At 63.5% G+C, this 22902-nt stretch carries 26 protein-coding genes and 3 tRNA genes; 11 read left to right on the top strand and 18 right to left on the bottom strand.

The features are described from left to right. Window positions 1-9: 9 nt before the first annotated feature. The gene (locus tag M1D74_RS00980) at window positions 10-1329 is read right to left on the bottom strand and encodes an L-fuconate dehydratase (RefSeq protein ID WP_458116184.1); all 1320 of its coding nucleotides are present in this window, start codon (window positions 1327-1329) and stop codon (window positions 10-12) included. A 162-nt stretch (window positions 1330-1491) separates the two neighbouring features. Between M1D74_RS00980 and M1D74_RS00975 the strand changes: the two genes are divergently transcribed. Together M1D74_RS00975 and M1D74_RS00970 are read left to right on the top strand one after the other, a co-directional pair. Further along, window positions 1492-2349, top strand: coding sequence for a fumarylacetoacetate hydrolase family protein (locus M1D74_RS00975; RefSeq protein WP_458116183.1), 858 nt, complete (start codon window positions 1492-1494; stop codon window positions 2347-2349). Continuing rightward, the gene (locus M1D74_RS00970) at window positions 2346-3137 is read left to right on the top strand and encodes an SDR family NAD(P)-dependent oxidoreductase (protein WP_458116182.1); all 792 of its coding nucleotides are present in this window, start codon (window positions 2346-2348) and stop codon (window positions 3135-3137) included. Before M1D74_RS00975 ends, M1D74_RS00970 begins: the two co-directional genes overlap by 4 nt. Here M1D74_RS00970 and M1D74_RS00965 read toward each other — a convergent pair. The 6 genes from M1D74_RS00965 to M1D74_RS00940 form a co-directional block, all read right to left on the bottom strand. Then, window positions 3134-3742 carry a hypothetical protein gene (locus M1D74_RS00965; protein WP_458116181.1) on the bottom strand — a complete coding sequence of 203 codons (609 nt, stop codon included), beginning with the start codon at window positions 3740-3742 and terminating at the stop codon, window positions 3134-3136. The genes M1D74_RS00970 and M1D74_RS00965 overlap by 4 nt on opposite strands. Further along, a complete protein-coding gene (locus tag M1D74_RS00960; protein WP_458116180.1) occupies window positions 3739-4326 on the bottom strand; it encodes a DUF6286 domain-containing protein in 588 nt (195 codons plus the stop codon). Before M1D74_RS00960 ends, M1D74_RS00965 begins: the two co-directional genes overlap by 4 nt. Next, window positions 4323-4703 (bottom strand): hypothetical protein, encoded by a 381-nt coding sequence (locus M1D74_RS00955; RefSeq protein WP_375164447.1) that lies wholly within the window; start codon window positions 4701-4703, stop codon window positions 4323-4325. Before M1D74_RS00955 ends, M1D74_RS00960 begins: the two co-directional genes overlap by 4 nt. After that, a complete protein-coding gene (locus M1D74_RS00950) occupies window positions 4694-4885 on the bottom strand; it encodes a DUF2273 domain-containing protein (RefSeq protein WP_277359790.1) in 192 nt (63 codons plus the stop codon). The genes M1D74_RS00955 and M1D74_RS00950 overlap by 10 nt, the downstream gene beginning before the upstream one ends. Before the next feature lie 9 nt (window positions 4886-4894). Continuing rightward, window positions 4895-5338, bottom strand: coding sequence for an Asp23/Gls24 family envelope stress response protein (locus tag M1D74_RS00945; protein ID WP_309072303.1), 444 nt, complete (start codon window positions 5336-5338; stop codon window positions 4895-4897). Window positions 5339-5405: 67 nt separating this feature from the next. Beyond that, entirely contained in the window at window positions 5406-5885 is a 480-nt protein-coding gene (locus M1D74_RS00940; RefSeq protein WP_309072304.1) for a hypothetical protein, read from the bottom strand. A 279-nt stretch (window positions 5886-6164) separates the two neighbouring features. Here M1D74_RS00940 and M1D74_RS00935 point away from each other — a divergent pair, with 279 nt between their 5' ends. After that, a complete protein-coding gene (locus M1D74_RS00935) occupies window positions 6165-7400 on the top strand; it encodes a sensor histidine kinase (RefSeq protein ID WP_458116179.1) in 1236 nt (411 codons plus the stop codon). Here the strand turns inward: M1D74_RS00935 and M1D74_RS00930 are convergent. From M1D74_RS00930 to M1D74_RS00915, 4 genes are all read right to left on the bottom strand, one after another. Beyond that, complete coding sequence (locus M1D74_RS00930) at window positions 7395-8840, bottom strand: glycosyltransferase (RefSeq protein WP_458116178.1); 1446 nt, start codon at window positions 8838-8840, stop codon at window positions 7395-7397. The two genes, M1D74_RS00935 and M1D74_RS00930, sit on opposite strands and share 6 nt — an antisense overlap. An 8-nt stretch (window positions 8841-8848) precedes the next feature. Continuing rightward, entirely contained in the window at window positions 8849-9820 is a 972-nt protein-coding gene (locus M1D74_RS00925; RefSeq protein WP_309124461.1) for a HEAT repeat domain-containing protein, read from the bottom strand. A gap of 6 nt (window positions 9821-9826) precedes the next feature. Continuing rightward, a complete protein-coding gene (locus tag M1D74_RS00920; RefSeq protein ID WP_309072308.1) occupies window positions 9827-10195 on the bottom strand; it encodes a response regulator transcription factor in 369 nt (122 codons plus the stop codon). 241 nt (window positions 10196-10436) lie between these two features. After that, window positions 10437-11480, bottom strand: a complete 1044-nt coding sequence (locus M1D74_RS00915) for a phosphatase PAP2 family protein (RefSeq protein WP_458116177.1) — start codon at window positions 11478-11480, stop codon at window positions 10437-10439. Window positions 11481-11725: 245 nt separating this feature from the next. Here M1D74_RS00915 and M1D74_RS00910 point away from each other — a divergent pair, with 245 nt between their 5' ends. From M1D74_RS00910 to M1D74_RS00900, 3 genes are all read left to right on the top strand, one after another. Next, a complete protein-coding gene (locus M1D74_RS00910) occupies window positions 11726-12061 on the top strand; it encodes a hypothetical protein (RefSeq protein WP_458116176.1) in 336 nt (111 codons plus the stop codon). Between the two features lie 74 nt (window positions 12062-12135). Next, a complete protein-coding gene (locus tag M1D74_RS00905) occupies window positions 12136-12291 on the top strand; it encodes a hypothetical protein (RefSeq protein WP_458116175.1) in 156 nt (51 codons plus the stop codon). 83 nt (window positions 12292-12374) lie between these two features. Then, window positions 12375-12590: a hypothetical protein gene (locus M1D74_RS00900; protein ID WP_458116174.1), complete on the top strand. Its 216-nt coding sequence runs from the start codon at window positions 12375-12377 to the stop codon at window positions 12588-12590. Window positions 12591-12853: 263 nt separating this feature from the next. Here the strand turns inward: M1D74_RS00900 and M1D74_RS00895 are convergent. The 3 genes from M1D74_RS00895 to M1D74_RS00885 form a co-directional block, all read right to left on the bottom strand. Continuing rightward, window positions 12854-12929, bottom strand: a tRNA-Phe gene (locus M1D74_RS00895). A 56-nt stretch (window positions 12930-12985) separates the two neighbouring features. Beyond that, window positions 12986-13059: transfer RNA gene (locus M1D74_RS00890), tRNA-Asp, on the bottom strand. Between the two features lie 64 nt (window positions 13060-13123). Continuing rightward, a tRNA-Glu gene (locus tag M1D74_RS00885) sits at window positions 13124-13196 on the bottom strand. 141 nt (window positions 13197-13337) lie between these two features. On the opposite strand from M1D74_RS00885, the gene M1D74_RS00880 reads away from it, so the two are divergent. From M1D74_RS00880 to M1D74_RS00870, 3 genes are all read left to right on the top strand, one after another. Then, entirely contained in the window at window positions 13338-13697 is a 360-nt protein-coding gene (locus M1D74_RS00880; RefSeq protein WP_309070130.1) for a metallopeptidase family protein, read from the top strand. A 37-nt stretch (window positions 13698-13734) separates the two neighbouring features. After that, window positions 13735-14652, top strand: coding sequence for a cation diffusion facilitator family transporter (locus M1D74_RS00875; protein ID WP_458116173.1), 918 nt, complete (start codon window positions 13735-13737; stop codon window positions 14650-14652). A gap of 148 nt (window positions 14653-14800) precedes the next feature. Next, window positions 14801-16267, top strand: a complete 1467-nt coding sequence (locus M1D74_RS00870) for an NlpC/P60 family protein (protein ID WP_458116172.1) — start codon at window positions 14801-14803, stop codon at window positions 16265-16267. Window positions 16268-16280: 13 nt separating this feature from the next. On the opposite strand, the gene M1D74_RS00865 is transcribed toward M1D74_RS00870, so the two are convergent. Next, complete coding sequence (locus M1D74_RS00865; RefSeq protein ID WP_458116171.1) at window positions 16281-17297, bottom strand: universal stress protein; 1017 nt, start codon at window positions 17295-17297, stop codon at window positions 16281-16283. Between the two features lie 264 nt (window positions 17298-17561). Between M1D74_RS00865 and M1D74_RS00860 the strand changes: the two genes are divergently transcribed. After that, window positions 17562-18251: an FAD-dependent monooxygenase gene (locus M1D74_RS00860; protein WP_309124310.1), complete on the top strand. Its 690-nt coding sequence runs from the start codon at window positions 17562-17564 to the stop codon at window positions 18249-18251. A gap of 5 nt (window positions 18252-18256) precedes the next feature. Here the strand turns inward: M1D74_RS00860 and M1D74_RS00855 are convergent, their stop codons facing one another. Next, on the bottom strand, window positions 18257-18916 hold the full coding sequence (locus tag M1D74_RS00855) for a copper resistance CopC family protein (protein WP_309124311.1): 660 nt from the start codon (window positions 18914-18916) through the stop codon (window positions 18257-18259). Window positions 18917-19028: 112 nt separating this feature from the next. On the opposite strand from M1D74_RS00855, the gene M1D74_RS00850 reads away from it, so the two are divergent. Beyond that, window positions 19029-20459: an NCS2 family permease gene (locus tag M1D74_RS00850; RefSeq protein ID WP_458117213.1), complete on the top strand. Its 1431-nt coding sequence runs from the start codon at window positions 19029-19031 to the stop codon at window positions 20457-20459. Window positions 20460-20537: 78 nt separating this feature from the next. Here M1D74_RS00850 and M1D74_RS00845 read toward each other — a convergent pair whose 3' ends face one another. Further along, the gene (locus M1D74_RS00845; RefSeq protein WP_458116170.1) at window positions 20538-21359 is read right to left on the bottom strand and encodes a 3-hydroxybutyrate dehydrogenase; all 822 of its coding nucleotides are present in this window, start codon (window positions 21357-21359) and stop codon (window positions 20538-20540) included. A 2-nt stretch (window positions 21360-21361) separates the two neighbouring features. Beyond that, window positions 21362-22702 carry an MFS transporter gene (locus tag M1D74_RS00840; protein WP_458116169.1) on the bottom strand — a complete coding sequence of 447 codons (1341 nt, stop codon included), beginning with the start codon at window positions 22700-22702 and terminating at the stop codon, window positions 21362-21364. Window positions 22703-22902: the final 200 nt, after the last annotated feature.

Genomic DNA, 22902 nt, shown 5'->3' with positions numbered 1-22902 from the left:
ACCCCCGCCTTATCTCGCCATATCCGATGTTTCGGGCAGCCATGCCGGACCGCCTGGGTAGGAGTATTCCCGAAGTGACGCCATGCACATCTCCTCTCCCGCGCCCGGCGCCAGCGGAGGCCAGTAACGCCCCTGACGTACGTCGATCGGCGTAACGAAATGGTCGTGCAGGTGGTCGACAAACTCAATGACGCGGCCTCTCCGCGAACCGGACACCGCGACGAAGTCCACCATGGAAAGGTGCTGGACCACTTCGCACAGACCGACCCCTCCGGCATGCGGACAGACGGGCACGCCGAATTTGGCCGCAAGCAGGAGAATGACGAGGTTCTCATTCACTCCGGCCACGCGGGCGGCGTCAATCTGCAGCACCTGCAGCGCTCCGGCCTGCAGCATCTGCTTGAACACCACCCGGTTCTGCACGTGCTCGCCCGTGGCCACGGGGATGGGTGCAATAGCCCGGGAGATGGCGGCATGGCCCAGTATGTCGTCCGGGCTGGTGGGCTCTTCTATCCACGCGATATCGAACTCGGCCAGCTCCGCCATCCATCGGACCGCCTCGGCCACGTCCCAGCGCTGGTTCGCATCTACGGCGATGAGAATATCCGGACCCACTGTCCCGCGTGCAATTTTCAGACGACGACGGTCATCCGCCAGGTCGCCTCCGACTTTGAGCTTGATCTGGAGGAAGCCGTCCTCCACCGCTTCCCGGCACAGCCTGGCGAGTTTCTCGTCCGAATACCCGAGCCAACCCGGGGTCGTTGTATAGGCCGGATAACCCTCGGCGACAAGTTCCTGTTCGCGTTGCTTGCGTCCCGGTTCTGCGCTGCGCAGTATCTCGCGCGCCTCGTCACGAGTGAGGGCATCCGTCAGATACCGGAAGTCCAGCAGGTCGACCAGTTCTTCCGGAGACATGCGGCTCAGTAGCTGCCAGAGAGGGAGCCCCGCCCTCTTTGCTTTGAGGTCCCACAGCGCGTTGATCACGGCACCGATGGCCATGTGCATGACCCCCTTCTCGGGCCCCAGCCAACGCAGTTGTGAATCATGAACCAGTTCGCGCCAGGTGGCCCCCATGTCATCGAGCAGCTCCTCGGCGCTGCGCCCAATGAACCTGTCCTTCAGCGCTTCGATTGCGGCAGCCTCAACATCATTTCCCCGGCCGATGGTGAAGACGAATCCGTGGCCCTCATGGCCGTCCCCGGCATCCGTGAGGATCTTGAGGTACGCGGCGGAATAGTCCGGATCAGTGTTCATGGCGTCCGAGCCATCGAGCTGCTTTGATGTGGGGAAACGGACGTCGAAGATCTCGACAGCTGTAATCGTGCTCAATGCCTGGCTCCTGTTGTCTCGGCCTGTGGCGACCGCACCGAGTCGATCGGGGGTCGGACTAAGCTGACCATAGACATCCGATGTCTGGGTGTCAACGACGGCGCTTTTGGGCTACGCTGGGTCACCAACCACTGCATAGTCCAGATGTAAGCGAGGATCCACATGCATTTCCTTCGACTGGGCGAGTTCCGCCGGGAAATACCTGCAGTCTTCAGTGCCGGCATCACCTACGATCTCCGAGGGCTGACAAAGGACATCGACGGTACCTTCCTGACCAACGACGGGATTGCACGGACGCGAGAGGCGCTTGCCGCCGGTTCCCTGCCGGCATTGCCCGGTGCCGAATCGCTCAGAGTCGGCGCGCCTATAGCCCGTCCAGCCGCCGTCGTCTGCGTCGGTATGAACTATGCAGCCCACGCCGTCGAATCCGGGGCGGCCCCGCCCAGCCGACCGGTCATTTTCCTCAAGCCTTCCAATACAGTTGCCGGCCCGTTCGACGCCGCTCCTATCCCACCAGACTCGAGTAAATACGACTGGGAGGTGGAACTCGGAATCATCATCGGCAGGGAAGCCAGCTACCTGCCCGGCGTCGAGGAGGCCACAGCAGCGATTGCCGGGTATGTGGTCGTCAATGACCTGTCGGAGCGGGAGTATCAGATTCCGGGCGATGCAGGCCAGTGGACGAAGGGCAAATCCCTCCCCGCTTCGACACCGCTGGGGCCCTGGCTGATTCCGGCGGATGAGGTTGATGCAGGTTCTTTGCGCTTACGTAGCTGGGTGAACGGTGAGATCCGCCAGGATTCGAAGACATCGGACCTTATCTTCGACTGCGCCACCGTCGTACACCACATCAGTCAGTACATGGCCCTCGAGCCGGGGGACGTGATCCTTACCGGTACGCCTGAGGGCGTCGCGTTGTCCGGCCGTTTCCCCTACATCCAACCGGGTGACGTCGTAGAGCTTGAGATTGAAGGGCTGGGCCGGCAACGGCAGGAATTCTTCCGCCAGGAACGCGCATGAGCACTCGCACCGGGCAGGGCGATCTCGACGGACTCGTCGCGGTGGTCACCGGCGGGGCATCCGGAATCGGAGCAGCAGTCGCCAGGCGGCTGAGCGCAGCGGGAGCATTCGTGGTTGCCCTCGACCTTGAGCCGGATGCCGCGCCGTCCGGCATCACCGGCCTGCTGTGTGATGTCTGCGACGACAGCTCGGTCCGAGCAGCCATCGAGGATGTCATCACTACTTACGGCCGGATCGACATCGTGGTCAACAACGCCGGCATCGGCGCGCAGGGCACGGTGGAAACCAACGACGACGACGAATGGCACCGCGTCTGGGACATCAACGTTGTGGGTTTGGTACGCGTGACCCGCGCCGCGCTCCCCTATCTCCGCCGGTCACCGGCGGCCGCGATCGTGAACACCTGCTCCATCGCCGCAACAGCCGGACTACCGCAGCGCGCGCTTTACAGCGCCACCAAGGGGGCAGTACTGTCGCTGACCCGCGCAATGGCGGCGGACCATCTGGGCGAAGGAATCCGCGTCAACGCCGTCAACCCAGGCACCGCTGACACCCCATGGATATCCCGTCTACTGGAGTCGGCGCCAGACCCCGCAGCCGAGAGGTCAGCGCTGGAAGGGCGCCAGCCCCACGGTCGCTTGGTGACCGCCGACGAGGTGGCGGGTGCTGTCCACTACCTTGCATCCGCGTCCTCGGGCTCCACCACCGGAACGTCCATCGCCGTGGACGGCGGTATGCAGGAACTGCGCCTGCGTCCGCAGGTCCAGGCACCGGCTGCGATCCGCTAGCGCACCCTCTCCGCGCGCGTGAACCGCGAACGGGCGCCTGAGCTGACGCTGATCAGCACCGGCGTCTGGACGCCGAGTACCTCATCGAGCGCTGCCACCAGCGTCGATACTTCCTCCGCCACCACGTAGGGAGCGACGCCCTGCCGCGGGAAAACCCTCACTTTCAGCGCGGGCTTTCCCCGGAACTCGTAGGTGGATACCGCCGAGTTCACGAGGTCCACGCGCTCACTCAGTGCCGCCTTGAGCGCTTGCTCCGCCACTGCGGCGTTGATGGTGACGCTGCCCGGTACCGGATCGGCGTCATCGTCATAGGCCAGCGTTCCGGAGCGGCCCTTCCCCTGGTTCGCCACCCAGGCGAGCATGAGGATCACCAGCAGCACCATCAGGAGCGCCACAACAATCCAGAGCCAGCTGTCTCGCTGCCCGGCAAGGGTGGTCGCGTCGAGGACGCCGTCGATCGCCTCACCGGCCTGCGCCGCCGTCGTCTGCCACCAGCGGGCAACTGCTGGTACGCCCAGCGCCATCGACAGTCCACCGGCCAGCATCAGGATGAGTCCGAACAGCCCGAGCAGTATGCGGTTGACGGTGCGGGGAGTCTGGTTCACTGCCCGATCACCCCTGACTTCGCCACGATCACGTGCACCTCCGGTACCGGTTCGACGGCGGTACGGCGGAGTTCATCCTCCACCGCCGCCCGTACAGCCCCGTCATTGACCGGAATGCCCGACGTCGGCCGTACCTGCACGTCGACCAGTCGCCGCCCGATGGTCACCAGGACCTGCTCCGGCGCCACACCCGCGGCGATCCGCGCACGGCGCGCCAGTGAGGAGGCCAGAACTTCCGCGTCCACAACGACGGCGGCGCGCTCGTTGGGAATGCTCAGCCGCGCCCTCCTGCCGGGCAGGACGGCGGCGAGAAAGAAAAAGAGACCGACAAGGAAAAGCAGGGCACCGGCTGCGGCAAGCACAGTGGGCGACACTCCCTCCGGGAGGGATCCAACCCAACCGGCGGCGGTCTCCGGGCCAAGCAGCCACGGCTCCTGGCCGAGCGCCTTCAGCGCCGCCTCGAGCATCACATACAGGCAGACCAGGATGACCAGCACTGCGGCGATGGTGGCGGGAACAGCCCGTGATGAGTGCATCTCGCGTCGGATGACCTCCGAGGTCAGGCGCGTGGTGTCGTCCGTCACCTGGTCCTCCCGCCATCGGTGACGCGGGCACCCGTTACCCGGATGTCCACACGGCTCAACCGTGATCCCGTCAGCTCGGTCACCCGCGTCAGGATTTCTCCCTTGGCCCGGTGCACCCGATCCTCAACCGAGCCGCCGAACACCGCAACGGTCGAGGGGTCCGACGCTACCCTGTGCAGCGAAGGCACCGCGATAGGCAGGGCGAGGTTGAGGGCAAGCAAACCGGCGTCGTCGAACCAGCTGGCACGCACGTCCCTGACGGGGACGTGGAGCACCTCGGCAGCAACGGCGCAGGCCGTGCTGGTGAGCGCCTGCGTGCTGATCCGGTTGTGGCCGGAGAGCCGCTCATCAGCGGCAGGTGCGGCGGTCACGAGGATGAACGGCGTCCGGCCAGGGCGTCACGCACGCTGCGCAGGTCGAGTTTGCCCTCGGCGACCCTCCCGACGAACGCGCCGATGGCCATGAAGAGCGCTACGAGGAGAAAGCCCCAGAAGTGAAAGATCAGCGCAGCGAAAGCCAGAATGGTACCCACCAGGATCCCGACGACAGTGAGGTTCATGGTGTCTCCTTAGCTCGCCGCGGGGCGTGGCTTGTCGGGGCTCTTCGGATCGTTCAGGCCGGGCACGTGCACATCGTTGATCTCAACGTTGACTTCGATGACGTGCAGGCCCACCAACTCGCCGACGGAGGCGAACACTGCCGCCCTCACCTGATCGGCTACTGCGGTCAGCGGATATCCGTATTCGGCAACAAGATTGAGGTCCACTGCCGCCTGGATTTCCCCGACTTCAACGTGCACTCCCTGCGCCAGATCGCTGGCCCCGACGACGTCGCGAAGCGCTCCGAGTGCACGGCCGGTTCCACTACCCAGCGCATAGACGCCCGGAACCTTCCGGGCTGCGATCGCGGCGACCTTGGCTACAGCGGTCTCCGAGATGGTTGTCCGTCCGGACGCGGCCGGAGCAGCAACTGCCGAGGAACCTGAGGGACGCACTTCCTGCTCGTTCTCCATGCTGAGACCCTTTCTCTCCAGCCCAGCCTAACCCTTCCGCTGAACCTTTGACACGCGCTCGAAAGGCTCAGCCTGCGGGTTCATTGCAGTGGTCCCTGAGCCACTGCTGCACGGGCTTGAGAGCCTCCCGGAAGGCGGGTTCATCGAAGTCGCCGGCGCCGTCGTGGCCGCGCTCTGCAGCGTCTGCCACCTCGACGAAGTGGGGCTTGAGCTCCACGGGTACCTTCCCGTGCAGGTGATGCAGTTGGTCTTCCAGCTTGGCCATGGTCTCAGCGTCTTCATCGCCCATGAAGCTCAGCGGCGCGAGCAGTACGGATGAAACACCTGCAGCTACGACGAGGCAATCCTCCATGGCGGCAGCGGTTCCCGGTTCTTCCCCGGCGTAGCGCGGGGAGGGAGGCTCAATCGGAGAAGGAGAGGGCTGTGGCGTTAGTGGTTCCTGTGCCGGCATGCTCAGGCTGCTCGTCGCTTCGGGAACGGTGCCGGCGCACCCGGACAGGACCAGCGCGAAGGCGCCGATGAAGGCCCCGGGTAGCAAGGATTTCACGCCTGAGGATCCTTCCGTGTGTGTGGGTGCCGGATGAGCTGACGTGCCTGACGGCGACGCTTCACGATATTAACGGACAACCCGGTGACTCTTCTCCCGGGCACAATCAAGAGCCCCAAACGTTAGACTTCCACAGAAGCTGGTCCGGATAGTGATCCTGACGCTGGGCCATCACGCCACTATCTTGGCCGGCGCGACAGGGGAATAGCAGGGGGAAGTGGTGCAACAGGCATCGGTCATGAAGGAGCAAGAGTACTTTCTACGGGGAGGCGCTGCACTGTGTCGATAGATGTAACCCGCGGAACCGAGGAGCAGCGGCTCGCCGCACTACAGGAGTACTCCCTTACCCAAGGCCTGACGGACAGGGAAGGCACCTACTATGAGAATCTCGACAATCTCGTGGCTCTGGCCGCCGAGGTGTGTGGAGTTCCCTACGGTGTCATTAACATCATCACGGCTGATGAGCAGCACCAGATAGCCGCGCGGGGCATTTCAGCCAGCGCGTGCTCCCGCGAGGATTCGATGTGCGCAGTGGTCTTCCGTTATGGCCAGACGATCACTGTTGAGGATTGCCTCGAGGACCCTCGGTTCCGCGACAATCCCTTCGTCACCGGGGAGATCGCGAACGTTCGGTTCTACGCTTCCACCCCTCTGGTCACCGGTGAAGGGCATCCGCTGGGAACCCTGTGCGTGTTCGACGAGGTGCCCCGGTCCATCTCGGAGCAACAGACGCGCAGCCTCGAAACCCTGGCGCACCAGATCATGGACATCCTGAATCTGCAGCTGCGCACGCGGCAGTTGAGCACGGCGCTGCAGGAGCTGAATCGCAGCAACGAACTGCTGGCAGAGTTCGCCGGCCGCGTGAGTCACGACCTCCAGGGACCGCTGACCAGCATCCAGGGATTCGCCGAGCTCGTTCAAGGTGAACCGGCCATACCGCCGGAGAGCGAAACCCGGATTTATTTGGAGCGTATTGGCGCAAGTGCGCGCAGAATGGCCTCGATGATTGGTGATCTACTTGATTTTGCCCGTTCCAACGGAGCGCTGCGGGTTCAACCGGTCAGCCTCGCGCGGGCGGTGAGTGCGGTACAGGAGGACCTCGCTCCGGCGATCGCTGCGGCCGGGGCGCACGTAGAGGTTCAGGACTTCGTCGGTGAAGCCGATCCCTCACAACTGCACGCGCTGCTGCAGAATTTCCTACAGAACTCCCTCAACTACCGGCACCCGGACAGGTCTCCATCGATACGGATCAGTGGCACCCGCCCTGCCGGTTCCTGGTGCCTGGAGTTCGCCGACAACGGCATCGGGATCGCGCCCGAGAACCGCCAGCGAGCGCTTGAACCGCTTGTACGGCTGGAGAGCGACGTTGCCGGCACCGGCCTTGGCCTTGCAACGTGCAACCGGATCGCGCAGGCGCACGGCGGCCACCTCGAGCTCGACGAGACCGACGGCGGTGGCCTCACCGTGCGCGTCTGGTTCGGCGGCGACGGGGTGGACCAGGCCGAGCTACTATGAGGCGTTCTCGAAGCCTGTCCGGGTCATGGTGCCCCACACCTGCTTCTTACCGCGAAGCGCTGCCCACCAGCCCTGGATGCGCCACACGGCGGTGAGCTGCCGGTATCCGATGTTCTCCTGCACTGAAACCCACAGCGCTGTTCCGAGGTCGCGCCACCGGCTGTAGCGGTGGAAGGAAGCTTCCTCGACCAGCAGCGCCATCAGGGACACGAAGATCGCGTAGAGATAGGCAACCGCGATGAAGGCGAGCGCATACGGGACATTCACCACGCCGAGCAGGAGTCCCAACGGGACAATGATGATTCCGAAGAGTTCGATGGCGGGGGCAATGAGCTCGAAGATCCAGTAATAGGGCAAGGCGACCATGCCCACTGATCCATATCGGGGGTTGAAGGTCATGCTCCGGTACTTGGTGAGCACTTCCCACAGACCGCGGTGCCACCGCCGTCGTTGTCGGGCCAGGACCGCCGCGGTGGATGGAACCTCCGTCCAGCACACAGGTTCGGCGATGAAGATGACGCGGTATTTTCGCTTTTCGTCACGCATCATCTTGTGGAGCCGCATGACCAATTCGAAGTCTTCACCGATGCTGTCAGCATCCAGCCCGCCCGCCCGGATGATCAGGTCCCGGCGGAACATCCCGAAAGCGCCCGAGATCAGGATGAGCGAGTTGAGTTGTGACCACCCTGCCCTGCCCAGGAGGAAGGAGCGGAGATACTCGACGATCTGGATCCGGGCGTAGTAGTTCTTGGGCATGTTCACGTCGACGACCCGGCCGGCAACAACGTTGCAGCCGTTCGCCACGCGCACCACACCGCCGGTGGCGATGACGTGCTCGGGATCGTCGGTGAAGGGCTTGGACACCACAAGCAGGGAATCGGGGTCCAGCAGGCTGTCGGCGTCGACCATCACCACCAGGTCCTTCGATGCCACGTTCAAACCCATGTTCAGTGAGTCGGACCGCCCGGAATTCTCCTTGTCGATCACAACAATGGGCAGTGCCGTATCCCGTGCCCTGTAGATCGCTCGGATCTTACCGCGCACGGGCACCTTGATGGCGACGTCCCGCCGATCCTCAACGAGGTCGTACACGTCGATCAGCGTCTGCAGGGTTTCGTCGGAACTGCCGTCGTTGATAACCACGACCTCATGGTCGGGATAACGGAGGTCAAGCACCGCACGGACTGAAGCGGCAATGACTGCGCCCTCGTTGAAGGCGGGCATCAGGACCGAGATCCCCGGGCTCAACGGAGATGCGGCAGTGATCCGGGCACCTGCGAACGACTGCCTCCGCAGGTGCGCCGTGAAGTTGACGCTGGCGAGGATGATCAGGAGCAGGAGCGACGTGTTGATCACGATGAAATAGGCGAGCACGGGATAAGCCGTCAGTTCAAACAGCCATTGGATTCCAGACCTCAACGACTCCAGTACCTGGTTCATCCCTCCCCCTATGCGTCCACGAGGATGCGGCGGACGTCCGCATCAGCCTGTTCGATGACCCGGCGGCGGACTTCACGCGCCTCGGAGCCCGGCATCGCCTTCAGAGCTTCACCGGCTGCCTGCCTCACTGACGACGGCGCTTCAGCGGAGCACGAGAGCTCCGCGAGCGCGTCGGTAGCGGGCTTGTAGCCCAGTCTTCCGAGGGATCGGGCGCACGTCGAAATAACGACGTCGGACGGGTCCTGGCGGCCGCCTTCCGTGACCATGCACTGGAAGAGGGCCTCGGCTGCTTCGGACATGAGGAGCAGTCCGACGACGGCTGCGGACCCATAGCGGATACCCGGGTCCCGGTCCAGGAGTCCCTCGATGTACACGGCCGGATCCTGTTCGGGAAGGTTCAGCAGGGCGGTCGCCGCGACGGAATGCGGAATACCGCTGCTGAGTGAGAGCGCGTCGACGAGATGCCCCCCGGCTTCTGGTCTGGCGGCGACACCCAACGCGCGGGCAGCTACCAGCCGGACTTCCAGGCTCTTGTCGTGCAGGGCTGCAGTCAGTGGATCAACCACCTCGCGTCCGCCCAGAATGCCAAGGAGCTCAGCGGCGGCTGCGCGTTGGATGGGGCTGCGGGAAGTGATTCGGTCGAGGGACCGGCGCAGCAGTCCGCGCCCGGCAAGGACGCGGATCATCGCCTCGCGGACGTCACCGCGTACCTCCGGGATCATCCTGAGGAGGGTCTGCTCCACGTGGTCGCCGACCGCGCCGGGTACTGACGAGAGCTCGTCGATCAACGCGTCCAGTTCGGCGTCCTCGGCCACCGCCAGCGCCATGATCCGACGGCGGATGGCCGCGTCGTGCACCGTCCTGCTGCGTTCGCGGGCGTGGCGTGAGCCCTTCACGACCACCACGGCGGCGAGCGCGAGAAGGCACGCAATACTCAGTACGACGACGGCAGCCGCCAGTACATCCCAGGAGACCAGCACCCTCGGTCAGCGGGCGAGGATGCCGGCAACGCGGGCTGCGAGCTCGCGTGGGCTGAAGGGCTTGACGACGTAATCGGTAATGCCGGCCGCGAAGCCGTTCTCGATGTCGCGCTCCTGGTTCTTCGCCGTCAGGAGGATGACAGGGACCGTGACCGGAGGTTCAGCCGCACGCATCATCCGCACCATGTCTACACCGGACATCCCGGGCATCATGACGTCAGAGATCACGAGGCTGTAGCTGTTGTTCGTTGCGAGTTCCAACCCGGTGACGCCGTCACCGGCCGTCTCTACGTCGTAGCCACTGGACTCGAGCTTGGTTGCGACCAGGTCGCGAATATCTGCGTCGTCGTCGACCACCAGAATCTTGTGCTGCATTACGCCCCTCCCAGCATTTACTTGCACCTTGCCCGTTCCCGAGTCAAGCCTAATCGACAGGGCGCGGGCACCTTGATTCTTCGGTGCAGAAGGTCTTGCGGATGGGTGGAAACCTGACCGGTTCACAAAAGCACAAGCCTTGATTTTGTGCGTACACGCTTTGCAATCTGTCCGGTGAGGGATCGGCGGTCGTACTGTCCTCATGTTCGAGGGAATGCGGCGACAGGACGCGTGAATTTGGTTAGGTGGGCAGCATTGAAAGTCGCGACTTATCTGAGGTTTTTCGCCCCACGGCCAGTGCTGCCAACCAAACGGCTAATGCGCCGATGACGAATCCGGCAGGGACGTCGACTATGTAGTGCCATCCGAAATAGACGGTAGCTACGGACGTGAGCGCGGTGAATGTCCATAAGGACCAGCGCAGGAGCTTGGGCAGGCGCGCTAGATGTGCGATCAAAGCTGCTGTAAAGACTACGGAAGCGTGAAGGGAAGCGAACGCCGCAATCCCATGAACGTCAGCCGTCCCGTGAGGGTCGGCGAGCACTTCGAGGCGATTGCGCCACAGTCCCCCCTGCAGCCCGTCGACGGGGGTGTCGGGCAGATCAGCAAACGTCGTGGGGTGTATGTAAATCGGTCCCAGGGAGGGGAGCGCATAGTAGCTCAGAGCGCCAAGGAGCCAGTTGAAGCTCAGAGCAGTGACATACCAGGCTCCCATTGAGACGTTGTCGAACCAGATAAGGGCTGCGGCCAGTGAGAGTGGTACGAAAAGCATGTAGAACATGTAGACGGCAGACAGGACTGTGGCGCTGGCACCTGTTCCGAGAATTTCCTGGATGATGTCCGCCGGGTACTGTCCTCCGCCGAGCCAGCGGTCGGTATTGAGCAGCAACTCATCCTCCCGACGTTCCTGCATGAAGGGGAGAAAGCTTTTAAAATTTCGGTACGTGATGTAAGACAAATAGAAAACTGCAAGTCCCGCAGCGGTCACCGCCAGACGGGGTCCGCTCCAACGCTCTCGGAGAACACGAACCAGCGTCCCGTAGAGTTGCCGCCGTGCCGGCCGTAGGATGATCACCCGCGGGAGGACGTCTGCGGCCAGGAACACGAGAGCAATCAGCGGCAGGCGCACGTAGGTCGGCCCGAGAAATCCTTCAGGGTCCCGTATTGGCAGTCCTGCGAGGCTGGCCATCACTACCATGAGCAGCGCGCAAGAAACGACAACGATGAGCGGAGCGCCATACAGGCGGCGCCACAGAGAAGGTTCATATGCCGTTTCGCTGGTCATCAGTCATTATTACCGTTTCTCGGCTGGTCTTGCGCATAGCTCGATGGTCTAGGCCCATGGGCCACACCACACTCGACCATTCATTCGAGCAGTGAACACGCTGCAGGGGCAATCGCCCTGGACGCAGCGGCGGCGCGGGGGAGCCTGATGCAGCGTCTCTCAGTATTGATCAGCTAGCTGATCATTGCTAAGATCAGAGCCAGCTTAAGCAATGGGCCAGTTCCTCCTGATTGAGGGAGACTCCCATGGATCACAAGCTTCGTATTCTGGTTCGACTGGACATCGACCGCAATTCGGCAGTTCTTGCCGTCACCGGTTGCCTCACCACGGAAAGCTATCGGGCCTTTCTTCCCGTCATCCGACGTGCCAACGCACTGGTGGACGGCGTGGCCGTGATTGTGGATCTGCGCAATGCCATCCACGTTGACGCAGCAGCGGCAGAAGCACTCAACGACAGCATTCGGCTGGAACATCACCACCACGAACTTGGTGCTGTCACGTTGCAGCTTCCCGATATGTACCCAGCATGCGGGCTACTGGCGAGCCTGCCCCCCGTACCGCGTCTGATTGCTGCGTCATGACCCGCGCACAAGGCACCGGCGCCTTAGGCTTGACGGCCGATGACCTCCCACCAGCCAAGGCGGGGATAGCAGCTTTGAGCACGAGACAGCTCAAACGCATGTGCGACGAGTACTTCACCCTGCTCGACCAGGTGAATCCTCCGGAATGCCTCCTGGCCGACTATGGAGACGCCTGTGATGAGCTGGCACAGCGGCTCACCCTGAAACGAAATGCCCGCACTACCCTCTAGATTCGCCGCCCCGCCGATCTTGACCCCTGTGGGTTATCCGTCTCGGCCCTGGAGCCATCACAATCGTCAAACCTGGAGACAACATGTTCATTGAGAATCGTCAATCAACGCACACGGGCCTGAGCCTTCCACACTACGACCAGGAGGGGCAGGTCGCACTAGGCTGGCGCACACAACAGCTTGCCGGAATTTCAGAAGGCGCACTGGGGCTCAATATAGCCACCGGCCCAGCCGAGGAGCTCGACAGGGAAACAGAGGATGATCGTTGCCTAACCACCGACATCAGTCCCACCGACTAGCACGTCCCGTCGGAACCGACTGGTCCTTCTGGCAGCTTTCGGTGCAGGGCTCGGTCTGCGTACCCTGCACATCAACGCGGATCGCGGCGATGACTTCGGTTCCGGCACAAACGGAACGGGTTCGCTTCTGCCGCTCGAATGACACACAGTTCCGCCCGAGCACACGGGCGACGTGGCGTGATTCAAACTCAAACACGGCCCTACGCGGAAACGAAGAAACCCCGCAGTTTCCGTGTAAACACTGGGAACTGCGGGGTTCTGGCTGGTGGCTCCGACCGGCGTCGATCCGGTGACCTTTCGATTTTCAGTCGAACGCTCTACCAACTGAGCTACAGAGCCTTGCAACCACCTGACGATGATCACCGTCGACGTCCGGATTTCTCCGACCATCTCAGCGACCCTGACGGGACTTGAACCCGCGACCTCCGCCGTGACAGGGCGGCGCGCTAACCAACTGCGCTACAGGGCCTTGCGATTTTGCAAGAGTTTCATCCTACCAGCACCGTGACGGTGCTTAGGACCACTCCCTTGCGTACCCCCAACGGGATTCGAACCCGTGCCGCCGCCGTGAAAGGGCGGTGTCCTAGGCCGCTAGACGATGGGGGCCAGGACCACACAAGTGCTTTACTCCTCGTTGTGGACCTCTAAAACTATAGGGCCTCGATCTCGATTACACAAAACCGGCTCTCACGCGCCGGAAAGTAACGTCCGGGCTACGGCAGTAGAGTTTCCTGCGTGCCCATTGACATGAGCCTCGAGGACTTCGAATCAGCCGTCGACGACGCCATCGACCAGATCCCCGACAGGTTGGCGCGGGCCATGAATAACGTCGCGATCTTCGTCAAGGAGGAGTTTGAGCCGGGGCCCGGTGAAGAACCTGACCCTGACCTGCTCGGACTTTACGAGGGAACTCCATTGACCGAGCGGGACTCGTGGTGGGACGCCGGGTCCCTGCCGGACCGGATCAGCATCTTTCGTCAACCGCTCCTGCGCATGTGCGAAAGCCGGGAGGAGCTGGTGGAAGAAATCCTCGTCACGGTGATCCATGAGGTGGCGCACCACTTCGGAATCGACGACGAACGCCTTCACGAGCTCGGCTGGGGGTAACCTGACCCTGCGCCAGATGGGGCTTCATACTTGTCATATGGGCGCACATACTCACGGGCACGCCGTCACAGCGACCGGCAAGCACCGCAAATCGCTGGTCCTGGTTGTTGCGATCACGCTCGCCGTCGTCGTTATCCAGGTGATCGGTGCGGCACTGTCTGGCTCGCTGGCCCTCCTTGCCGATGCGGGCCACATGCTTTCCGACGCCGCCGGCGTCTTCATCGCGCTGCTGGCTTCGTGGATCGCGGCGCGTCCCGCCACTGCTCGAAGCACTTACGGATACCAGCGGGCGGAGGTCCTGGCCGCCCTGGCGAACGCCATCATCCTGGTGGTAATCGCCTTCGTTATCACCATTGAGGCGATTCGCAGGCTGGGTGACGTGACAGAGGTTCGGACGGACATCATGCTCGTCGCCGCGGTCCTGGGCGGGGCAGCGAACCTGGTATGCCTGCTGATACTCCATGGCGGCCACAAGGAAAGCCTCAACATTCGAGGTGCCTACCTGGAGGTGCTGGGCGACCTGCTCGGCTCCATCGCCGTGGTGGTCGCCGCCGTCGTGATTGCGATGACGGGATTTCAGCAAGCGGATGCCATCGCTTCGATCCTCATCGCGCTCATGATCCTGCCGCGGGCGTGGAGCTTGTTAAGCGACGTGATCAACGTCCTTCTGGAATCAGCACCGAAGGGCGTCGACCCGGCAACGATCCGCGAACACATCTTGAAGGTAGAGGGCGTGGTTGATGCCCATGACATCCACGCCTGGACCATCACTTCCGGCGTGCCGGTGTTTTCGGCGCATGTCGTCGTGGATTCGGAGAGCCTGAATGCGGAAGGGGTGGACCGAATGCTGGACCGCCTCGCGCATTGCCTGAGCAATCACTTCGACACTGAGCACTGCACGTTTCAGGTCGAACCGCTTGAGCATGCGGTCCATGAGAGTCATCAGCACGCCTGAATCCTCCCGATCCACCGGCGCGACACGCCATGCCAAGTTCTCGATAATGGTGCTGTTGTTACTTAAGATACTCGTGTGCCTAATGTTGCCAATGTGACGATTGGGCCATACCCTCGGATGTGTTTGGATGTCGTCCGAGGATCGAGTCATGCTGCCAACCTTCCCTGCACGCAGGTTCCCCGTGCTCGCTGCCGTGCTTTCCGGAGCTCTACTCACCGTCGGGCTGACGCCGTCACCCGCGGTGGGCGCGCCGGACCTGCCCAGTGCCAGCGAGATCTCTGCGGCGAAGGACAACACTGCCCGGACCTCCCAGCTGGTCGACGAGATCGAGGCAATCCTTAAGACCGCTGCGACAGAACTGCAGGACGCGCAGGTTGAGGCGATGAAATCCCAGGGCGCGTACACCGACGCACTGGCCGAACTGGATGAACGCCGCGCCGCCGCAGAGCGACTCTCCGCGCAGACGCAGCAGGCAGAAGACGCGCACCGCGCGGCAACCACGGAGCTCGGGGAACTGGCGGCGGACATCTATCGCGCCGGGGGCATCATGCCGGACAGCAGCCTCCTCGCCTTCGCCCAGGATCCCCGAAACATCATGTACCAGGCATCAACGGTAGAAGGCATGGCGGCTTCGCAATCCCGAACTGTCAACCAGGCCGAAACCGCCGCGAGTTCGCTCGAGTCCCTGCGCGCCGACGCGAGAGAAGCCCAAACAGCCGCCGCCGACGCGGCCGAAGAGGCCACCCGCGCAGGTGCGGCTACCGAATCCGCCATGGCGGCAGCCGCCAGCCTGGTCGAACAAAAGCAGGCAGAGCGGGAAACCCTCGTTGCCCAGTTGGCACAGTTGCGCGACACCACTGCAGCCCTGGAGGAGCAGCGGATCGCGGGCCTCGAACAGGAACGCCGCGAAGCTGAACTTGCGCGTGTCCTCGCCGCATCCGCCGAGGTCACCCGGGCAGCTTCCACCGGGCAGTCAGCAACGCCTGCACAGTCTGCACAGACTACTCCGGAGACTCCCGCCGCACCGGCGCCGGCTCCCTCGCCACTTCCCGCACCGGCACCAGAGCCCGTGCAGCCGCCCACCGCACAGCGGCCTGTTCCGGCCCCGCGCCCGACAACACCTGCTCCCGCACCGGCACCTGCTCCGGTGGCGCCCGCACCTGCTCCGGTGGCGCCGAAGCCAACTCCTCAGCCGACTCCGCCGCCCTCACCGGTTCCGGCACCTCCCGCGACCAATCCGGGCGGCGTGGCCGCAGCCGTCAATTACGCCCGCGCGCGAGTCGGTGCACCCTACTTCTATCAGTGGGGCGGGAACGGCCCCCGGGGCTACGACTGCTCCGGTCTGGTTCAGCAGGCCTTCGCCGCAGGCGGTATCTCGCTACCGCGGACAGCTTCTGCTCAGTTCTACGCTGCCCGCACCCACGTTCCGCTCTCCCAGGTGCAGTTCGGGGACCTGGTCTTCTGGGGGGAAGGTGCCGGAATCTGGCACGTTGCGATCTACGTCGGCAACAACACGGTCGTGAACGCCCTCAATCCCTCTCAGGGCATCCTCGAAGTGAACCTGGCGAACATGAGCGGAATGGGCGCGCTCAATCCGATGGCTGCCCGATTCTAGGCGCCACCGCGTCCTAGGCGGCCATTGGTCCGAAACTGGCGCGGTCCGCCAGCCGTGGGTCCTCGCGGTCAGGAACCACAAGCACCGGGCCCTTCGCATGATGCAGCACGCCCTGGCTGGTGGAGCCCAGCAACATGCCGGCGAATCCACCGCGCCCCCGGGTTCCCAGCACAACCAGCTCGGCCGTGCGTGACGCTTCGATCAGTATCTCAACGGGCGGACCGTCCAGCAGTTCGATCGAAATCTCCAACCGGGGAAAGTGGCTCTGCAGCCATGCCTTTCCGGCGTTCAGCTGAACCATGATCTCGCTATGGAGCGCGTCCCGGTCAACCGGAGTCGGCATCCATGCGAGCGAGCCGGTGAACGGCGGCAGCGAACACACCACTCGCAACGGCAGTCCGCGGGACTCCGCCTGCTCAGCCGCGAGCAGCGACGCCATCCGTGCCTGTTCCGAGCCGTCGACGCCCACCACGACGACCTTTTCGACGTCCTCCGCCTTGGGGCAGGGCTCTCCCTTCGTCCTCGGCGCCGACACCCCGGCCTCGTTCAAACGGGGAGCGCAAAAGAGCGGCACGACGACGGTCGGACACTTCGCGTGCGCGGGAAGCGCTGAGCTGACTGATCCAAGCAGCCGGCCCACGAAGCCACCCCGTCCACGTGACCCGACCACCATCAGTTCGGCCTCCTCGGAGAGCTCAAGAAGCACCCCTGCGGCGTCCCCGCTCTCCACGCGCGGCACTATCTCAATGTCGTGTCGACTGGCGAGCCTGCCGATGGACTGGTCCAGAACCGACTGAGCACCCTCCCGGATAACCGTGTCGTCCACGGTTGCGTACCCTGCATCCATACTCGACGCCGCGAACACCGGTACCGTGTATGCCGTCACTACGTGCAGCGGCGACCGGCGGCGTTTGGCCTCGTGTGCTGCCCATACAAGGGCACACATGCTCTGGTCAGAACCGTCCACACCAACAACTATTCCGCGCCCCTGTGAATGCCTTGGCGCGCCCGGCTCGTGAGTCTCAAACATGTCCCGCCTCCTTGCGGTTGAACCGTTACTGACACCTTTGCTCAGCCGTCGAGTTATTTCTAGCCTACTCACCAGTAGGGGGTCTATTCAGCGCCCAAAAAGTTATATAGGCTTCGAGAATCGTTATCGGGCGGATGGTCTCCCTTGGGGTTCCCGCCCGCTTTAAGTGCGCTTGGTTGACCCGTTCGCAGCCAAGTGTCCGCACAGCCCGGAAGAGGCGCCGGGCTGTGCGGAGTTCTCCTTCCCCTCAGGAGGTTTTCATCGATGGTGCCGGAACCCGCCACCCGCGCGGCCGCAGAGTCTTCCGCGCCTGCCGCGGCAGAGATGACAACCACAGTGGTGATCGGTTCCGGACTGTCGGGTCTTGCCGTCGCCAGCGAGCTGAGTCGCCGCGGAGTCAAGTCCATCGTCGTTGAAAGCATGGAGTGCCTGAATTCGGGTGCCAATCGGACCGTCATGACGGACTCAGTGTCGCTCTCAGAGCGCACTGAGCTATTGCGCCTGCTGCGCTGTTATGCGTCCAGCCACTCGCTGGACATCCGGCAGGAGACGGTGGCGGAGGGCCTGTGCATGGTGGGCTATTCGCAACTGCTCCCGGCGCCCGTGCTCGGCTCCAAGAAGTGGGCTGTCCAGACCCGGAACGGCGTACTCCTCGCAGACCACGTGGTTCTGACGAAGTATCCCCAGAACCAGCTGCGGCGGTTCGTCCAGTCCCTCGGCCTGGCCGTGGGGATAGACATCAAGGCCGCCCTCCGCGCCATCGGGCTGTACCTTATCGGCGTAGGCGAGGTGCTAACGCCTACAACACGGGAGATAGTCCGGCAGGCCAAGGTCATCAGCGACGCGATCGTCTCGAAGGGCGCACTGGCCGCCCAGCTGGTCCAGCCCGTGAAGGCCTCTGTCCTGGCGGCCGGCCTTCCGCGCCCCGGACAGCCACCGGCCCTTAGCGCTTAAGCCCTTTATCCCGCGTCGTTATTGCCCTGCTTGAGGCGGCGCCGGGCTCCCAGCGCCAGAACTGTGGCAAGAGCAATCAACACCGCGATCATCAGGATGACGGCCCAGGACACGCCTGAGTCCGCTGCGGGCTCCTGATCGAGTGCGCCCGGCTCGGCGGTTTCGATGGGACCGGACGTACCTGCCGATGCCCCCGGCGTTTCCGAAGCAGCAGGGGAATCAGCACTGCCGCCGCCTGCGGCCGTGAACTCGAACGTCCCCTCGATGGGGTGCGAGTCGGAAGAAACCACACGCCAGTTCACCGTGTACGTACCGGCCGGGGCTCCATCCCGCAGTGCCTGGGTGGCCACCGTGTCCGTAATGGACACCTCGCCCTCGGCCCAGTCCTCGCCTGCCTCGTCAAGCACCTGCACTTCTGAACCGATCGTCGCCGGCACGTTACTGAACGTGAGCTCGATCATCTCGGGAGCGGCATCGAGCGTCGCGCCCGCCTCCGGGTTCGATGAGCTCAACTCGTCATGGGCGGTTGCCCCGTTCGCGGTGCCAAGGACCAGTGCCAGCGCCATCATCAACGCGCTCACCAGCAGAACGGCTATGCGCTGGACGGAATGTGCCCCCGGGAGCGCCGACGGGCTTGCTGCAACTACTGAGGAATGCTGCTTCATACCCCCAGCGTACGGGAGGCGGCTGGCAGGATCCTGAGCCGCTCATTGGATAGACTTTCGAGCGAACTCCCCCACCAGCAGAGGAATACCCGTGCCTGCACTGCGTACCGCGATGGACAGCTACTTTCAGGTAACCGCCCGCGGATCAACCTATTCACGAGAGATCAGGGGCGGGCTCGCCACGTTCTTCGCCATGAGCTACATCGTGGTGCTCAATCCGCTGATCCTTGCCGGAGCTGATGCCAGCGGCGAGAGCCTTGGCATCGAGCGCGTCGCCGCAGTAACCGCTCTCATAGCGGGTGTGCTGACGATTCTCATGGGCGCCTGGGCAAAGTATCCCTTCGCGCTGGCCACAGGACTGGGCGTCAACGCATTTGTGGCAATTACTGTCGCGACCAACCCGGAGCTGACGTGGCCGGAGGTGATGGGACTGGTGATGCTCGCCGGCCTCACCATGCTGGTTCTGGTGCTCACCGGCTTCCGTACTGCGGTTTTCAACGCGGTTCCCGAAAGCCTCAAGACGGCCATCGTCGTCGGGATCGGGCTCTTCATCGCCCTCATCGGTCTGGTGAATGCCGGCTTCGTCCGACGAATTCCTGACGTTGCACAGACCACCGTCCCGGTCGGGCTGGGTTTCGATGGGGTACTCCTCGGTTGGCCTACGCTCGTCTTTGTTTTCGGCCTGATTCTCACCATCGCACTGGTGGTCCGGAAGGTCCGCGGCGGCATTTTGATCGGCGTCATCGCGTCCACCATCCTTGCCGTCATGATCGAGGCTGTGGCTAACGTTGGGCCAAGCGTAGGGCCGGAGGGCGCCAATCCGCAGGGCTGGTCGCTGGTGGTGCCTGAACTGCCCTCCGGATCCTGGGTAGGCATCCCCGACCTCAGCCTCGTGGGCAGCGTCAGCGTCTTCGGTGCGTTCGGCACCCTGGGAGCAACAGCTGCCCTGCTGCTGACGTTCACCATCCTGCTGAGCATCTTCTTCGACGCCATGGGCACAATGGTGGGCCTGGCCAACGAAGCGAAGCTCGTTGACAGGCAGGGCAACATTCCAGGCGTTGACCGCGTTCTCATCGTGGACGCACTTGGGGCCGTGGCCGGCGGCGCGGGCTCTGTGTCGTCGAATCAGATCTATGTTGAATCGGGCGCCGGCATCGGTGAAGGAGCACGTACCGGTATCGCCAACATCGTGACCGGGCTGCTGTTCCTGGTGGCGATGTTCTTCACACCGCTGATCTCGCTGGTTCCGTTCGAGGCCGTTGCTCCTGCCCTCGTCATCGTCGGTTTCATGATGGTGTCCCAGGTGGGCAGGATCGACTGGCAAGACTGGGGTATCGCCATCCCGGCGTTCCTCACCTTCACGTTGATGCCATTCACATACTCCATCGCCAACGGGCTCGGTGCAGGCTTCGTCGCTTATGTGCTGGTGCGCACATTCCAGGGCAGGGCGAAGGAAATCCACCCGCTCATGTGGGCCGTCGCTGGCGCGTTCGTCATCTTCTTCGGGATCGGACCCATCGAGCAACTGCTCGGCGTCGGCTAGCCAACACCGAATTGGCAGGACACGCCCCGAGTGCGGGAGCAAACGGGGTGTGTCCTGCCAACTCACGGCGAAGACCGGTCAGCGTGCCGACCACCCGCCGTCCATCGTGTAGGAGGCACCGGTCACCATCCCGGCGTGATCGGAGGCCAGCCAGGCCACAAGCGAGGCCACCTCAGTGGGCTCCACCAGACGTTTGACTGCGCTTTCGGTGAGCATGATCTGCTCGAGCACCTCGTCCTCGCTGATGCCGTGCAGGCGGGCCTGGTCCGCGATCTGGTTCTCGACCAACGGAGTCCGCACGTACCCGGGGTTGATGCAGTTGCTGGTGACTCCGTGCGGTCCGCCTTCCAAAGCCGCCACTTTCGACAGGCCTTCCAGCCCGTGCTTGGCGGACACATAGGCAGACTTGAAGGCTGATGCCCTCAACCCGTGCACTGAAGACACGTTGATGATTCGGCCGAACTTCTTGGCGTACATCGACGGCAGGGCGGCCCGCATCAGCAGGAACGGCACCTCGAACATGAGCGTATGAATTCGCCGGAAGTCGGCAGGATCGAACTCCTCGATGGGTCGCACCACCTGGATGCCGGCGTTGTTGATCAGAATGTCGGCCTCGAGCGAGAGGGTCTCCAGCGCCTCGGTGTCGAGCAGATCAACCGCCCACGCCTCGCCTTTCACCTCCTTGGCGATGACGCCGGCTCCCTCCGCATCGCGATGGGCGACGACGACGGATGCCCCCTGCGTCGCCAGTTCACGGGCGCAGGCCGCTCCGATTCCGCTCGCGCCGCCGGTGACGACAGCGCGACGGCCGGCGAGCGCGAGGGGAAAAGGCGTGAGGGACGACGGCGGCTGTGCGGTGGGGCGCAAGCCGCCGTCGTCGTTCCGCGGTTCGGCAGGCATGGTTAGCGGTCCCTGCCGGCGACCGGGATTCCATGGCGCTCCGCGTCCGCCGCATCAATGTCCCGAAGCGAGGTTCCGCGTGTCTCGCGCAGGGTGATGACGGCGATGGCCGTCACCACGCTGGCGCCGAGGACGTAGAGCGCCACTCCCACCCAGGAGCCGGTTTCCTGCAGGATCGCCGTGGCGATGATCGGTGCGAGGGATCCCGCGAGGATGGAGGTCACCTGGTAGCCGAGCGAGACGCCGGAATAACGCATGCGGGTGGGGAACATCTCGGCCATCATCGCCGGCTGGCCCGCATACATGAGTGCGTGGAAGCAGAGGCCGATGGTCACGGCGAGGATGATGATCACCGGGTTCAGGGTGTCGAACATCGGGAAGGCGAAGAATGCCCAGCTCGCGCCGAGGATGGCGCCGGCGAGGTACACGGGCTTGCGTCCGAAGCGGTCGGACAGCCGGCCGACCTGCGGGATCACCAGGAAGTGCACAACGTGTGCGATCAGCAGCGCAAGGAGCAGCGAGCTGGTGTTGTACTGGTGGACCTGCGAGAGGTACACGATCGAGAAGCTCACGATGATGTAGTACAGGATGTTCTCCGCGAACCGCAGACCCATGGCTCCGAGGATGCCGCGGGGGTACTTCTTCACAACCTCGAAGACGCCGTAGCTGATGGCCTTCTCGCGCTCCACCTGCTCACGGGCTTCGAGGAAGATCGGCGATTCGCTGACGTGGGTACGGATGTAGTAACCGATCACCACGATGATCGCGGACAGCCAGAACGCTACGCGCCAGCCCCAGCTGAGGAACTCGTCCTCGGGCAGGATGGAGGACATCGTCAGCAGCACAACGGTGGCGAGCAGGTTGCCGACCGGTACCGCAGACTGCGGCCAGCTCGACCAGAAGCCGCGCGACTTGTTGGGGCTATGCTCTGCAACCAACAGGACCGCACCACCCCATTCGCCGCCCACTGCAAAGCCCTGGACGAAGCGGAGGATGACCAGTAGAGCCGGCGCCCAGTAGCCGATGGAATCGAATCCGGGCAGGCAGCCCATCAGGAACGTGGCCACGCCGACGAGGATGATGGTGACCTGCAGCGTGTGCTTACGGCCCAATTTGTCGCCGATCTGGCCGAAGAAGATTCCGCCAAGGGGACGGGCAACAAAGCCGACGGCGTAGGTCAGGAACGCTGCGATGATTGCGTCGAGCGGGGTGTCCGCGTTGGGGAAGAACACAATGCCGAAGACCAGGGACGCCGCCGTGGCGTAGAGGAAGAACTCGTACCACTCGACGACGGTGCCCACCATCGAGGCTGCGACGATCTTCTTGAGGCCGTGGGGCTGCATCGGCCTCTCCTGCCGGACCCCTTCCCGGTTTGGCTGGGCGCGAACTGACGCTCATGGACTGCTCCTTCTGTGTCGGCTCTGACACTCTTTGCTCGGTGGGTGAATCCAGGGGTTTTTGATTCGGGTGGTGCGCGCTTGTGACGCCTGTCACCCAGGTGGGCCTCATTGAGTATGTGTGCACATGCCGGGGCACTTCAATG

The sequence above is a fragment of the Arthrobacter sp. D2-10 genome (assembly GCF_054161285.1).
This window is presented reverse-complemented; position numbering and strand designations above follow the sequence as displayed.